Here is a 13,552-nt window from a genome sequence, read left to right as displayed (position 1 = left end):
GCACGCCGGATGGCCACTCGTCGTATCTGGGGCTGCGCGTCGTCGCGGACGAGGGAGCTGATCGGCGGGCCGGGGAGCTGAGCCGGCCCGCCGATCAGCCCGTCACGGTGCCCCTGGGCGTGCGGTCGCCGCAGGAGCCAGTTCGTGTCGTTCCGCTCGGCGGAGACGTCGACAACCGAGTATGCCTGACGCGCGCCGCCCGGTGGCGACCGTCTCGGCGCTTTCGGATGTGACGGCTCGAATCTTCCAGTACCCGCACACCCGCCGGAGATGCGTCGACGGCCGTCCGGGAACCGGCCGGAAGGACGGTCCGGCCGGCCGCGCGCCCCGGTGCCCTCGCCCGCCGGCCGCCGGGGCGCGGCCGTAGGCTGGACGGTGATGGCATACCTGGATCACGCGGCGACCACTCCGATGCTCGACGAGGCACTGGAGGCGTACGTCGCCACCGCCCGCGAGGTCGGCAACGCGTCGTCGCTGCACGCGGCCGGCCGGTGTGCCCGGCGCCGGGTCGAGGAGTCCCGCGAGCGGGTCGCCGCGGTGCTCGGCGCCCGCCCCTCCGAAGTGATCTTCACCGGTGGCGGGACGGAGAGCGACAACCTCGCGGTCAAGGGCATCTTCTGGGCCCGGCGGGCCACCGGTGACGGCCGCCGCCGGGTGGTCTCCAGTGCGGTCGAGCACCACGCGGTGCTGGACGCGGTGGACTGGCTCGTCGCGCACGAGGGCGCCGACGTGGGCTGGCTTCCGGTCGACGCCGCCGGGCGGCTCGACCCGCAGCGGCTTCGGTCCGAGTTGGCGGCGCACGCCGACCAGATCGCCGTGATCACCGCGATGTGGGCCAACAACGAGGTCGGCACGGTCCAGCCGGTCAGCGAGCTGGCCGCGGTCGCCGCCGAGTACGGCGTGCCGTTCCACACCGACGCGATCCAGGCGGTCGGCCAGGTGCCGGTCGACTTCGCCGCCAGCGGCGCCGCGGCGCTGACCGTGTCCGGGCACAAGCTCGGCGGCCCGGTCGGCGTCGGCGCCCTTTTGCTCGGCCGGGACGTCGCGGCGACCCCGCTGCTGCACGGCGGCGGCCAGGAGCGCGACATCCGGTCGGGCACCCTGGACACGGCCGGCATCGTCGCCTTCGCGGTCGCCGTCGAGGCCGCGGTCAAGGGCCAGCAGGAGTACGCGGCCCGCGTCGCCGCGCTCCGCGACGACCTGGTGGAACGGGTCCGCCAGGCGGTGCCCGAGGTGATCTACAACGGCGACCCGGCCGAAAGGCTGCCCGGCAACGCCCACTTCTCCTTCCCCGGCTGCGAGGGAGACGCCCTGCTGCTGCTCCTCGACGCCCAGGGGATCGCCTGCTCCACCGGGTCGGCCTGCTCGGCCGGCGTGGCGCAGCCCTCGCACGTGCTGCTGGCGATGGGCGCCGACGACGACCGGGCCCGCTCGTCGCTGCGCTTCACCCTCGGCCACACCTCCACCCGTGCGGAGGTCGACGCGCTCATCGCCGCCCTCCCCGCCGCCGTGGAACGCGCCCGCCGCGCCGCCGCCCACCGCACCCCCCGCTGACCCCGCCCGTCCCCGGTCGATCATGCAGTTGTGGTGCCCGTTCGCCGGTGGTGCGTGCCCTTTGTCCCCCACCACAACTGCATGATCGACCGCGGGGCCGAGCCCGGGCGGGTGGGGGCGGGCGCCGTGAGCGGGCGGTTAGGGTTGACGGGGCGAAGGGAGTGAGCTGGTGAGGGTGTTGGCGGCGATGTCCGGCGGGGTCGACTCGGCGGTCGCGGCGGCGCGTGCGGCCGAGGCCGGGCACGACGTGACTGGCGTGCACCTGGCGCTGGCGCGCAACCCGCAGACCTACCGGACCGGGGCGCGCGGCTGCTGCACCCTGGAGGACTCCCGGGACGCCCGGCGGGCCGCCGACGTGATCGGCATCCCGTTCTACGTGTGGGACATGGCCGACCGGTTCCACGCCGACGTGGTCGACGACTTCGTCGCGGAGTACGCGGCGGGCCGTACGCCGAATCCGTGCCTGCGCTGCAACGAGAAGATCAAGTTCGCCGCGGTGCTGAACCGGGCGGTGGCCCTCGGGTTCGACGCGGTGGTCACCGGCCACCACGCCCGCCTCGGCCCCGACGGCCTGCTGCGCCGCAGCGTCGACGCCGCCAAGGACCAGTCGTACGTGCTGGCGGTCCTCACCCGCGAGCAGCTGGACCGGTCGATGTTCCCGCTCGGCGACTCCACCAAGGCCGAGGTGCGCGCGGAGGCCGCCCGGCGCGGGCTGGCCGTCGCCGACAAGCCGGACTCGCACGACATCTGCTTCATCGCCGACGGCGACACCCGGGCGTTCCTGGCCCAGCGGCTGGGCGAGACGCCCGGCGACGTGGTCGACGCCGCCACCGGCGCGGTGGTCGGCAGCCACGCCGGCGCTTACGCGTACACCGTCGGCCAGCGGCGCGGCCTGCACCTGGACCGGCCGGCCGCGGACGGCCGCCCGCGCTACGTGCTCTCCATCACGCCGAAGACCAACACGGTGACCGTGGGCCCGGCGGAGGCGCTGGAGGTGTCCCAGGTCCGCGCCGAGCGTCCGGTCTGGACCGGCGGCCCCCGCCCGGGCGCCCCGGTCGAGTGCGAGGTGCAGTTGCGCGCGCACGGCGACGTCGTGCCCGCCACCGTCGTGCTCGACGGCGACACGCTCCACGCCGAGCTGCGCCGGCCGGTCCGGGGTGTCGCCGCCGGTCAGGCCGTGGTGGCGTACCGGCCGGATCCGGCCGGGGACGTGGTCCTCGGCTCGGCCACCATCGCCTCCTGAAGCGGAGCCCGCGCGCGGATCGCCGGCGCCGCCCGCGGGTTGCCGGCGTCGTGCGGCGGATCGCCGGCGGTGGGTCCCGGCCGACGGCGCACCGGATACCCTTCGGCCGTGACAGATCAGGCGTGGCCGTGGCCGGCCGGCGCGGCGACCGGCATCGGGTCGCTGCCCGGCACCGACATCGCCGAGGCACAGCGAATCGTCCTCGGTGAGCTCCCCGCCCTGCCCCACCTGCCGGAGCTGCCCGCCCGCGGCCCGGGCGCCGACCTGATCGGCCGCACCGCCGGCCTGCTGGTCGAGCTGCCCGTGGAGCTGTACGCGGCCCGCTGGCGGATCGCCCCGCGCCCCGGCCGGGACCTGCGCCGCGCGCGGGACCTGATGGAGCGCGACCTCGACCAGCTCGCCGAACAGGCCGAGGAGTACGCCGGACCGGTCAAGGTGCAGGCGGGTGGCCCGTTCACCCTGGCCGCAGCCCTGGAGCTGCCGATCGGCGGCCGCGTGCTGCGCGACCCCGGGGCGGTGCGGGACCTCGCCGGCTCGCTCACCGAGGGGCTGCGCGGGCACGTCGAGGCGGTCACCCGCCGGCTGCCCCGGGCGTCGGTGCTGCTCCAGCTCGACGAGCCGTCGCTGCCGGCGGTGCTCGCCGGGCGGATCCCCACCGAGAGCGGCCTCGGCGTCTACCCGGCGGCGGAGTCCGGGCTCGTCGCGACGCTGCTGCGCTCGCTTGTCGAGGCGGTCGGCGTGCCGACCGTGGTGCACTGCTGCGCGCCGGACGTGCCACTGGAGCTGATCCGCTCGACCGGCGCCGTCGCGGTCGCCCTCGACCTGGCGCTGGTCACCGACCTGGACCCGCTCGGCGAGGCGATCGACGCCGGGCTCGGGCTGCTGGCCGGCGCCGTGTCCACCCAGCCGCCGTCGACCGGTCGCCCGCCGACCTCGGCCCAGGTGGCCGACCGGGTACGCCAACTCTGGGACCGCCTCGGCTTCCCGCGCTCCCGCCTGGCCGAGCAGGTCGTGGTCACCCCCGCCTGCGGGCTGGCCGGCGCCACCCCGGAGTACGCGCGCGCGGTGCTCGCCGCGTGCCGCGACGCCGGCCGGCGGCTCGCCGAGGATTGAGGTTTCCTGTCGTACGTCGGGGGCAGCATGACCGGCATGATTGGACAGCTGCGTTCGACGGTGATCGACTGCCCGGATCCACGAGCCCTGGCCGCGTTCTACGCGGAGCTGCTCGGCCTCGACCTGATCGAGGACGACTCCGAGGGCGACGAGTGGGTGGTCCTCGGCGGCCACCCCGGCCACCAGCCGCGCCTGGCGTTCCAGCAGGCGCTCAACCTGCGCCCGCCGTCCTGGCCCGACCCGGAGCGGCCCCAGCAGTTCCACCTCGACGTCACGGTCGACGACATCGAGACCGCCGAGAAGGCGGCGCTCGCGCTCGGCGCCCGGCGACTGCCCGGCGAGGGTGAGGGCTTCCGGGTCTACGCCGACCCCGCCGGCCACCCGTTCTGCCTCTGCTGGGACTGAGTCGACGACGAGCCCGGCACGTGCGCGGGTGCTGCGACGTTGGCGCCGGCGGGCGGGGCCGACGACGTGCCCCGGGTGTTTCGCAGCGTGCCAGTGCTGGCGGGCGGCGTTGCCGGGCCCGTGGTTCCGAGGTGTGCGGTGCTGGCGGCCGGCGTCCGGCGTCCGGCGTCCGGCGTCGATGTGCCCACGGTTGGGTGGTGTGGCGGTGCTGGCGGCCGGCGGGCATGATCACTCGAGTGATCGACGCCTCGCTCGGCCGCGCCGCCGGCTCGCTCTTCGGCCTCGCCTACGGGGACGCGCTCGGCAAGGAGACCGAGTTCCTCCCGGTCGCCGAGATCGTCCGCCGCTACGGGCCGGCCGGCCCTCGTGACCTCGTCGGCGACCCGGCGCTGGTCACCGACGACACCCAGATGGCGCTGGCGGTCGGCTGGGCGCTGCGCGAGGCGCCGGCGCTCACGCCGGAGGCCGTGGAACCGGCGCTGCGGCAGCGCTTCCTGGCCTGGGCCGTGAGCCCGGAGAACAACCGCGCCCCGGGCATGACCTGCCTGCGGGCGTGCGGCGAGCTGGCGCGGGGGCTGCGCTGGCAGGAGGCGACCGTGGCCGGGTCGAAGGGCTGCGGGGCGAACATGCGGGTCACCCCGGTCGGGCTGCTCGACGTCGACCTGGACACGCTCGCCGGGCTCGCCCAACTGCAGGCCGGCCTGACTCACGGCCACCCCACCGGGCTGGCCGCCAGCGAGCTGACCGCGTACGCGGTGCGGGTGCTCCGCGAGGGCGCGGCGCTCGACGAGGTGCCCGCCCTGCTCACCGCGCGGGCCCGGGAACAGCGCACCCGCTACCGCGCCGACTGGCTCGGTGACCTGTGGCAGCGCGCCGGGGTGACGACGCCCGAGGAGTTCATCGCCCGGGGCTGGGACGAGTGCCTCGCGGCGCTGGCCCGGCTGGCCGGGGCGCTGGCGGCTCCCGACGACGGCGGTGACCCGTGCCGGCTGACCGGCGAGGGCTGGGTGGCCGAGGAGGCGCTGGTCACCGCGCTGTACTGCGCGCTGCGGCACGCCGACGACCCGGTCGGCGCGCTGGCCCGCGGCGCCACTACGGCGGGCGACTCGGACTCGATCGCCGCCCTCGCCGGCGCCTTCGTGGGCGCCGCCGCCGGCATGTCCGCCTGGCCCGCCGACTGGTCGACCCGCATCGAGTACGCCGACCAACTAAAGACCCTGACCATCTGACACCCGTCCCCACCCCCTCCCGCGATTCCCCTCCCGCGGTCCCCCGTGTTGATCATGAAGTTATTGCCGCGACATGCCGGTGCGGGGGGCAACAACTTCATGATCGACCGGGCGGGTCGGCCGGAGGCAGCGAGGGGTCAGGTGGAGAGGTGGGGGAGGGACTCCAGGCGGCGCCAGAGGGTGGGGTCGCAGTCGCCGGCGTGGTCCCGGAAGGCTGTCCGGGGCACCGGGATCGGGTCGCTCAGGTCCAGGTAGCTGTCGTGGTCGGCGTCCGGGTCCCAGTCCCGCGTGGGGATGCGGACGTGGTCGTCGCGGTCGCTCTTGTCCTGACTGGTGATTTTCAGGACGTCGGCGCTCCGGCCGTCGGCCCGCAGCACCAGGCACGGTCGGACCTTCGATCCGCTGCCGTCGGCGTACGGGACGTCGGCCCACCAGATCTCGCCGGGGCGCGGCGGCCCGGCGGCGGCCCGGCCGTCCGTCCGCGGCCGGGGCGGGGCGCCCGCCCGGCCCGCGTCCGGCCCGCGTCCGGCCGGGCGCTCCTCGTCGCCGCCGCGTCGGCCGGTGCGTTGCCGCCGGTCCTCGTCGTCGCCGCGCTGCCGCCGGTCCTGCCACAGCCAGCCGGCCGCGAAGGCGAGCAGTACCGCTGCCGCCCAGAGCATCCATTCCGGCATCCGTACCCCGCCTCTCGCCGCGCCGTCCGGCGATCCTCGCACGTCAGGGCGCCGGCCGCCCGGCCTGGCGCGGCGGGTGGCCGGTGGATTGTCCGACCGGCCGGCTACCGTGCCGGAGTAGCGTGATCAGGGGAGGTCGTAGCGGTGTCCGAAGGTGGCGGCGTGTCCGAGGAGCAGATCGGCCAGCAGGTCAGCGCGGCGCAGGAGGCGGCGGCCGGCGGCGAGCCGACCCCGGAGGCGCGGGAGCGGCACACCACGCTGAGCCGTGAGCTGACCGAGCACCAATACCGCTACTACGTGCTGGATTCGCCCACCATCACTGATGCCGAGTTCGACCGCCAGCTGCGCGAGCTGGAGGCGCTGGAGGCCGAGTTCCCGGCGCTGCGCACTCCCGACTCGCCCACCCAGCGGGTCGGCGGCACCTTCTCCACCGACTTCACCCCGGTCACCCACGTCGAGCGGATGATGTCGCTCGACAACGCCTTCGCCGACGAGGAGCTCGCGGCGTGGGCCGAGCGCGTCGAGCGCGACGCCGGCGGCCCGGTGCCCTACCTCTGCGAGCTCAAGGTGGACGGGCTGGCCATCAACCTCACCTACGAGGGCGGCCGACTGGTCCGGGCGGCGACCCGCGGTGACGGGCGCACGGGTGAGGACGTGACCGCCAACGTCCGCAGCATCCGCGACGTGCCGGGTCAGCTCACGTCGTCCGCCGAGTTTCCCGACATTCCGGAGTTCCTCGAGGTCCGGGGCGAGATCTACTTCCCGGTGGCGGCCTTCGCCGACCTGAACGCCGGCCTTGTCGAGCAGGGCAAGGCGCCGTTCGCCAACCCCCGCAACGCCGCGGCCGGCAGCCTGCGGCAGAAGGACCCGCGGATCACCGCGTCCCGTCCGCTGCGCCTCGTGGTGCACGGCATCGGCGCCCGGCGCGGCTTCCAGCCGGTCGCCCAGTCCGAGGCGTACGCGGCGCTGAAGGCGTGGGGCCTGCCGACCAGCGACCGGTGGCGGGTGGTGCCCGACCTCTCCGGCGTCGCGGAATACATCGCCTACTACGCCGAGCACCGGCACGACGTCGAGCACGAGATCGACGGCGTCGTGGTCAAGGTCGACCCGGTCTCGATCCAGGGCCGCCTGGGCTCGACCAGCCGCGCGCCGCGCTGGGCGATCGCCTTCAAATACCCGCCGGAGGAGGTCAACACCAAGCTGCTCGACATCGACGTCAACGTCGGGCGCACTGGCCGGGTCACCCCGTTCGCCGTTCTCGAGCCGGTCCGGGTGGCCGGCTCCACGGTCGCCCTGGCCACCCTGCACAACGCCCGCGAGGTCGAGCGCAAGGGCGTGCTGATCGGCGACACGGTGGTGATCCGCAAGGCCGGCGACGTGATCCCCGAGGTGCTCGGCCCGGTGGTCGACCTGCGGCCCGCCGACGCCCGGCCGTTCGTGATGCCGGCCAACTGCCCGGCCTGCGGCACGCCGCTCGCCCCCGCCAAGGAGGGCGACGTCGACATCCGCTGCCCCAACACCCGCAGCTGCCCGGCCCAGCTGCGGGAGCGGGTCTTCCACCTCGCCGGCCGCGGCGCGTTCGACATCGAGGTGCTGGGCTACAAGGGCGCCGCCGCGCTGCTCGACGCGGGGATCATCCACGACGAGGGTGACCTCTTCCTGCTCGACGCCGAGCAACTGCTCCGGTCTCCGTTCTTCGTCAACAAGGACGGCAGCCTCGGCAGCAACGCGACCAAGCTGCTCGACAACCTGGCCGTGGCCAAGGAACGCGACCTGTGGCGGGTGCTGGTGGCGCTCTCCATCCGACACGTCGGCCCGACCGCCGCGCAGGCGCTCGCCCGGCACTTCCGGTCCATCGACGCGATCGACAAGGCGAGCGAGGAGGAGCTGGCCTCGGTTGACGGGGTGGGTCCGACCATCGCCGCGAGTATCCGCGAGTGGTTCGCGGTGGACTGGCACCGCGAGGTCGTCCGCAAGTGGGACGAGGCCGGCGTACGGATGGCGGAGGAGGCGGTGGACGAGGGCCCCAGGCCGCTGGAGGGGATCACGGTGGTGGTCACCGGGACGTTGGCCGGGTTCTCGCGGGACCAGGCCGCCGAGGCGGTGCAGAGCCGCGGCGGCAAGGTGAGCGGCTCGGTCTCCAAGAAGACCAGCTTCGTGGTGGTGGGCGACAACCCGGGCTCGAAGGCCGACAAGGCGGCCAGCCTCAAGGTGCCGGTCCTCGACGAGGACGGCTTCCGCCAGCTGCTCGACGGGGGCCCGGAGGCCGCCCGCGAGGTGGCCCGCATCGAGGGCTGACGAGGCATCAGATGGTCGTCGTGCCCGGCTCACCGCGTATACCAAGTTAATTACGACTACGACCGATTCGTGACTGTCATACCGGGAAATCGGGCACCGAGGGCGTTTCATTGGTGCACGGCGTGTGAACGGGCACGTCGACCGTTGTCCGGGAGGTGTGATGGAGGTCGCCGACCCGCGCAACGTCGTCCCGCCCGGGCGGGTGGCGCCGTTCGCCACCTTCATCGCCACCGTCCTGGCGCTGGCCGTGCTGGTCTCGGCCGGTCCACTGGCGACGCTGCCGGATCAGCTGCCCCGGATGCCCGTGGCGTTCTGGACGATGGCGGCGCTCGCCGTCGTCTGCGACGCCCGGCCGTTCGTCCCGCCCGGTCGCCGGCAGTCGTCGGCGGTCTTCCCGTCCACCTGCTTCACGTTCGCCATCCTGCTCGGCTGGGGTCTCGGGGCCGCGGTGGCGGTGCAGGCGATCGCCGTGGTCGTCTCCGGCTGGCGGCTGCGTCACGCCGCCTGGCGGACGGCGTTCAACGTGGGCCAGTACGCCTGGGCGCTGGCCGCCGCGTACGCGATCACCCGCATCGGGCCGGGCCCCGTCTTCGCGGGCGGTGAGCTGCACGGCTCCGACGTGCTGGCGGTGGGTGGCGCGACGCTGGCCTGGTTCCTGGTCAACTACGGTCTGGTCAGCACCGCCGTGCGGCTCCGCTTCGGGGAGCGGTGGTGGCCGAGCTTCCGGCAGGGCCTCGGGTTCGAGCTGCTCTCGACCGGGTCGCTGCTGCTGCTCGCCCCGGTGCTGGTCGCCGCGGCGGCCACGAGCGCGGCGCTGATTCCGCTGGTGCTGGTGCCGCTCTTCGCCGTCTACCGGATGGCCCGGCTCACCGTCGAGCAGCAGCAGCTCGCGTCCCTCGATCCGCTCACCGGCCTGCCGAACCGCAAGGCGCTGCTGGCCGAGGTCGCCGAGCAGGTCCACCTGCACGCCGAACGCTCGGCGCGCGGCGAGCCCGACGGGCACCTCGCGCTGCTCCTGATCGACCTGGACCGGTTCAAGAACGTCAACGACGCGCTGGGGCACGCGGTGGGGGACCGCCTGCTGGTCGAGGTCAGCCAGCGGCTCACCGGAGTGGTGGCCGGCCGGGACATGGTCGCCCGGCTCGGCGGGGACGAGTTCGCCATCGTGATGACCGGCCTGGCGGACGTCGCCGAGGCCCGTGAGCTGGCCGACGAGGTGGTGCGGACGCTCGCCGAGCCGGTGCCGCTCGACGGCCTGCCGCTGGACGTGGGCGGGTCGATCGGCATCGCGCTCTTCCCCGAGCACGGCGAGGACTTCGCCACCCTCATGCGCCACGCCGACGTGGCGATGTACGACGCCAAGCACCGCAACGACACGGTCGCCGTGTACGCCGCGGAGTCCGACCACAACTCCGCCGAGCGGCTCGGCCTGCTGGCCGACCTGCGCCGGGTGCTGGAGTCCGGCCCCGTCCTCGACGCCAACCCGCACACCGACGCCCAAGCCGACCCGCACGCCGACGCCGACGCTCACACCGACGCCCAGGCCGACGCTCACACCGACGCCCAGGCCGACGTGCACGCCGGCGCCCACGCGCGCGCCAAGGCCCACGCCGACACCCATGCCCGCCCGCCTACCGGCGCCGACGCGATCGCGGAAGCCGGCGACGATCCGTCCGGGGTGGAGCCGGAGCAGCCGGTGGTCGCCGGGACCCGGGGCGGGGACGGAGCCGCCCTCGCCGCCCCCGATGACCCCGCGGGCGAGCGCGTGGACCTGACCGGGGCGCCCGCTCCGCAGGGGAGCCGGACCGGCCGGTGGTGGCCGCGCCGCCGCGGGCACCAGCCCGAGGTGGTGCCCGACGACGAACTCATCAGCCGGATCGTGACCGGCGCGGACCCGATCCGGCGCCGCGCCGGCCGGCCCGCCGCGGCGGTGGTCGACCGGGGCTCGGTCATCGACCGGAGGCCGGCGAACGGCCGCCGCCCGGGGGCGGACGCGGCCCACCCCGCCGTCGCGCCGGAGACGGCCGGGACCGGTGCCGGTGCCGCGGCGGAGCGTGGCGCCGGATCGCGCGGCCACGGCGGGTCCCGGCCGGCGGCCGACGCCGGGCGGCCGGTCGATCGGAGTGAGAGGGGCCGGCCCGGCGATCGGGACGCGGACGCCGAACCGGCGACCGACGCGGGCGAGATCACGATGTACTACCAGCCGCAGATCGCCATCGCGACCGGCGAGGTGGTGGGCGTCGAGGCGCTGCTGCGCTGGCGGCACCCGCGACGCGGGATGGTCGACCCGGAGGAGCTGATCCGGGTCGCCGAGCAGAGCGCGGTGATGCGGCTGCTGACCCGCCGGGTGGTCGACGACGTGGTGGAGCAGCTCGCCAAGTGGTCGGCCGCCGGCGTCGGGCTGCGCGCCGCGCTCAACGTGAGCGTCCGGGACCTGCACACCGGGGAGATCGCCGACCAGATCGCCGACCGGCTGGCGCGGTACGGCGTGCCGCCGGAGCGGCTGCAACTGGAGATCACCGAAGGGGCTCTGATGGCCGACCCCCGGCGGGTGCTGGCCACCATCTCCCGGCTGCACCGGATCGGGGTGGCGATCGCGCTGGACGACTTCGGCACCGGGTACTCGTCGCTGCAACACCTGCGCCGGCTGCCGCTGTCCGAGGTGAAGGTGGACCGCAGCTTCGTGCTCGGCATGGCCGACGACGCCGACGACGCCGCGATAGTCCGGTCGATGATCGAGCTGGCCGGTGCGCTCGGCCTGCGGGTGGTCGCCGAGGGGGTGGAGGACGAGCGGACCTGGCGGATGCTGCACGCCGCCGGCTGCGACGCCGCGCAGGGCTGGTTCTACGCCCGGCCGATGCCGGCCGAGGAACTGGTCACCTGGCTGGCCCGGTACCGCCCGGTCCGCCCGACCGGCGGCCCCGAACCGGGCACCCGCCGCCGGCACGCCCGCTAGACGAGACCGGCGATCCGGGCAGCGCGACCGGCCGCCGGAACCGGCCGGCCGCCGACCCGGACGGGCCCGGCGCTCGTGAGGCGTCGGGAAACCACCCGGGACGGCGGAGGGGGAGTCGGGGACGCGACGCCGACGCGGAACAATAGACTCGCTCCGGTCACCGCGCGTCACTCCGTACTGCCGCGCGGTCGGCAGACCGGCCGGACACAGACCGTTACGAAGGGGGCACCGATGGCCGCCATCTCCCGCGAGGAGGTCGCGCACCTCGCGCGCCTGTCGCGGCTCGCCGTCACCGAGGAGGAGCTGGACACGTTCGCCGGCCAGCTCGACGTGATCCTCCAGGCGGTCGCCCAGGTCGGCAAGGTCGCCGCCGCGGACATCCCGCCGACCTCGCACTCGGTGCCGCTGACCAACGTCCTGCGTGAGGACGTGGAGACGCCGTGCCTGACCCCCGAGGAGGCGCTCTCCGGCGCGCCGGACGCCGATCAGCAGCGGTTCCGCGTCCCGCGCATCCTGAACGAGGACCTGGCGTCATGAGCGAGCGGATCAGCATCATCACCGCGCGGCACGGTGCCGGCGAGCGAAGCGAGGCGGCGGCATGAGCGACCTGACGAGAATGACCGCGACGGAGATCGCGGGGCTGGTGGCCGGCGGGGAGACCTCCGCCGTCGAGGTCACCCAGGCCCACCTGGACCGGATCGCCGCGGTCGACGACCGGGTGCACGCGTTCCTGCACGTCGACGGCGAGGGCGCGCTGGCCGCGGCCCGGGCGGTGGACGAGCGGCGGGCCGCCGGCGAGCCGCTCGGCCCCCTCGCGGGCGTGCCGGTGGCGGTGAAGGACGTGCTCACCACCAAGGGCGTGCCGACCACCGTCGGGTCGAAGATCCTGGAGGGCTGGCGCCCGCCGTACGACTCGACGATCGTCGAGCGGCTGCGTGCGGCCGGCACGGTGATGCTCGGCAAGACCAACATGGACGAGTTCGCGATGGGCTCCTCCACGGAATACTCGGCGTACGGCGCGACCCACAACCCGTGGGACCTGAGCCGCATCCCGGGCGGTTCGGGCGGCGGCAGCGCCGCGGCGCTGGCCGCGTACGAGGCGCCGCTGGCGATCGGCTCGGACACCGGCGGCTCGATCCGCCAGCCGGGCGCGGTCACCGGCACCGTCGGCGCGAAGCCGACCTACGGGGGCACGTCGCGGTACGGCCTGGTGGCGTTCTCCTCGTCGCTGGACACGCCCGGCCCGTGCGCACGTACGGTGCTGGACGCCGCGCTGCTGCACCAGGTCATCGGCGGGCACGACCCGCGCGACTCGACCTCGATCCCGCAGCCGGTGCCGGACGTGGTGGCCGCGGCGAAGCTCGGCGCGACCGGTGACCTGACCGGCGTGAAGCTCGGCATCGTGACCGAGTTCGCCGGCGAGGGCGCCGAGCCGGGCGTGGTGGCGGCGTTCCGCGAGGCGGTCGACGCGCTGACCAAGCTGGGCGCGGAGATCGTCGAGGTGTCCTGCCCGCACTTCACCTACGCGCTGCCGGCGTACTACCTGATCGCGCCGAGCGAGTGCTCCTCCAACCTGGCCCGGTTCGACGGCGTCCGGTTCGGCCTTCGGGTCGGCGACGACGGCGCCCGGTCGCTGGAGGAGGTCATGTCGCTGACCCGGGAGGCCGGCTTCGGGCCCGAGGTCAAGCGGCGGATCATGCTCGGGACGTACGCGCTGTCGTCGGGTTACTACGACGCCTACTACGGCCAGGCGCAGAAGGTCCGCACGCTGATCACGCGGGACTTCACCGCGGCGTTCGAGCAGGTGGACGCGCTGATCTCGCCGACCACCCCGTTCGTGGCGTTCCCGATCGGGGCGCGCACCTCCGACCCGTACCAGATGTACCTGGCCGACCTGTTCACCATCCCGACCAACCTGTACGGCGGTCCCGGCATCTCGGTGCCGTGCGGCCTCTCCGACGGGCTGCCGGTCGGTCTGCAGGTCATGGCCCCGACGATGGCCGACGACCGGATGTACCGGGTCGCCGCCGCGCTGGAGAGCGCCGTCGGCACGTTCACCCCACCGGCACTGTGAGGCAGGAGA

At 74.8% G+C, this 13,552-nt stretch carries 10 protein-coding genes; 9 read left to right on the top strand and 1 reads right to left on the bottom strand.

Translation table 11 applies throughout. From position 1 onward, the window contains the following. Window positions 1-378: 378 nt before the first annotated feature. From O7603_RS14815 to O7603_RS14795, 5 genes are all read left to right on the top strand, one after another. The gene (locus O7603_RS14815) at window positions 379-1,554 is read left to right on the top strand and encodes a cysteine desulfurase family protein (protein WP_281576288.1); all 1,176 of its coding nucleotides are present in this window, start codon (window positions 379-381) and stop codon (window positions 1,552-1,554) included. A 169-nt stretch (window positions 1,555-1,723) separates the two neighbouring features. Continuing rightward, window positions 1,724-2,797, top strand: a complete 1,074-nt coding sequence (gene mnmA / locus O7603_RS14810; RefSeq protein WP_281576287.1) for a tRNA 2-thiouridine(34) synthase MnmA — start codon at window positions 1,724-1,726, stop codon at window positions 2,795-2,797. A 108-nt stretch (window positions 2,798-2,905) separates the two neighbouring features. Next, entirely contained in the window at window positions 2,906-3,910 is a 1,005-nt protein-coding gene (locus tag O7603_RS14805; protein ID WP_281576286.1) for a methionine synthase, read from the top strand. Between the two features lie 36 nt (window positions 3,911-3,946). Continuing rightward, window positions 3,947-4,315, top strand: a complete 369-nt coding sequence (locus tag O7603_RS14800) for a VOC family protein (protein ID WP_281576285.1) — start codon at window positions 3,947-3,949, stop codon at window positions 4,313-4,315. Window positions 4,316-4,539: 224 nt separating this feature from the next. Then, window positions 4,540-5,544: an ADP-ribosylglycohydrolase family protein gene (locus O7603_RS14795; RefSeq protein ID WP_281576284.1), complete on the top strand. Its 1,005-nt coding sequence runs from the start codon at window positions 4,540-4,542 to the stop codon at window positions 5,542-5,544. A 137-nt stretch (window positions 5,545-5,681) separates the two neighbouring features. Here O7603_RS14795 and O7603_RS14790 read toward each other — a convergent pair whose 3' ends face one another. Next, window positions 5,682-6,215, bottom strand: coding sequence for a type II toxin-antitoxin system PemK/MazF family toxin (locus O7603_RS14790; protein WP_281576283.1), 534 nt, complete (start codon window positions 6,213-6,215; stop codon window positions 5,682-5,684). A gap of 162 nt (window positions 6,216-6,377) precedes the next feature. Between O7603_RS14790 and ligA the strand changes: the two genes are divergently transcribed. The 4 genes from ligA to gatA all read left to right on the top strand — a co-directional run bounded on the left by ligA (window position 6,378) and on the right by gatA (window position 13,543). After that, a complete protein-coding gene (gene ligA / locus O7603_RS14785; RefSeq protein ID WP_281576282.1) occupies window positions 6,378-8,513 on the top strand; it encodes an NAD-dependent DNA ligase LigA in 2,136 nt (711 codons plus the stop codon). A gap of 160 nt (window positions 8,514-8,673) precedes the next feature. Beyond that, entirely contained in the window at window positions 8,674-11,469 is a 2,796-nt protein-coding gene (locus tag O7603_RS14780; RefSeq protein WP_281576281.1) for a bifunctional diguanylate cyclase/phosphodiesterase, read from the top strand. A 231-nt stretch (window positions 11,470-11,700) separates the two neighbouring features. Further along, window positions 11,701-12,006 (top strand): Asp-tRNA(Asn)/Glu-tRNA(Gln) amidotransferase subunit GatC, encoded by a 306-nt coding sequence (gene gatC / locus O7603_RS14775; RefSeq protein ID WP_281576280.1) that lies wholly within the window; start codon window positions 11,701-11,703, stop codon window positions 12,004-12,006. Between the two features lie 61 nt (window positions 12,007-12,067). Next, a complete protein-coding gene (gene gatA, locus O7603_RS14770; RefSeq protein WP_281576279.1) occupies window positions 12,068-13,543 on the top strand; it encodes an Asp-tRNA(Asn)/Glu-tRNA(Gln) amidotransferase subunit GatA in 1,476 nt (491 codons plus the stop codon). The last annotated feature ends 9 nt before the right edge of the window (window positions 13,544-13,552 follow it).

Source organism: Micromonospora sp. WMMD812 (assembly GCF_027497215.1).
GTDB lineage: Bacteria > Actinomycetota > Actinomycetes > Mycobacteriales > Micromonosporaceae > Micromonospora.
Note: the sequence above shows the minus strand (reverse complement) of the source record. Positions and strands in the feature narration are given on the sequence as shown.

What these genes read in the sequence shown, in the direction of transcription:
- O7603_RS14815 (WP_281576288.1), top strand. Translation starts at nt 379, where the DNA reads ATGGCATACCTGGATCACGCGGCGACCACTCCGATGCTCGACGAGGCA.
- O7603_RS14800 (WP_281576285.1), top strand. Translation starts at nt 3,947, where the DNA reads ATGATTGGACAGCTGCGTTCGACGGTGATCGACTGCCCGGATCCACGA.
- O7603_RS14795 (WP_281576284.1), top strand. Translation starts at nt 4,540, where the DNA reads ATGATCACTCGAGTGATCGACGCCTCGCTCGGCCGCGCCGCCGGCTCG.
- O7603_RS14790 (WP_281576283.1), bottom strand. Translation starts at nt 6,215, where the DNA reads ATGCCGGAATGGATGCTCTGGGCGGCAGCGGTACTGCTCGCCTTCGCG.
- O7603_RS14780 (WP_281576281.1), top strand. Translation starts at nt 8,674, where the DNA reads ATGGAGGTCGCCGACCCGCGCAACGTCGTCCCGCCCGGGCGGGTGGCG.
- gatC (WP_281576280.1), top strand. Translation starts at nt 11,701, where the DNA reads ATGGCCGCCATCTCCCGCGAGGAGGTCGCGCACCTCGCGCGCCTGTCG.
- gatA (WP_281576279.1), top strand. Translation starts at nt 12,068, where the DNA reads ATGAGCGACCTGACGAGAATGACCGCGACGGAGATCGCGGGGCTGGTG.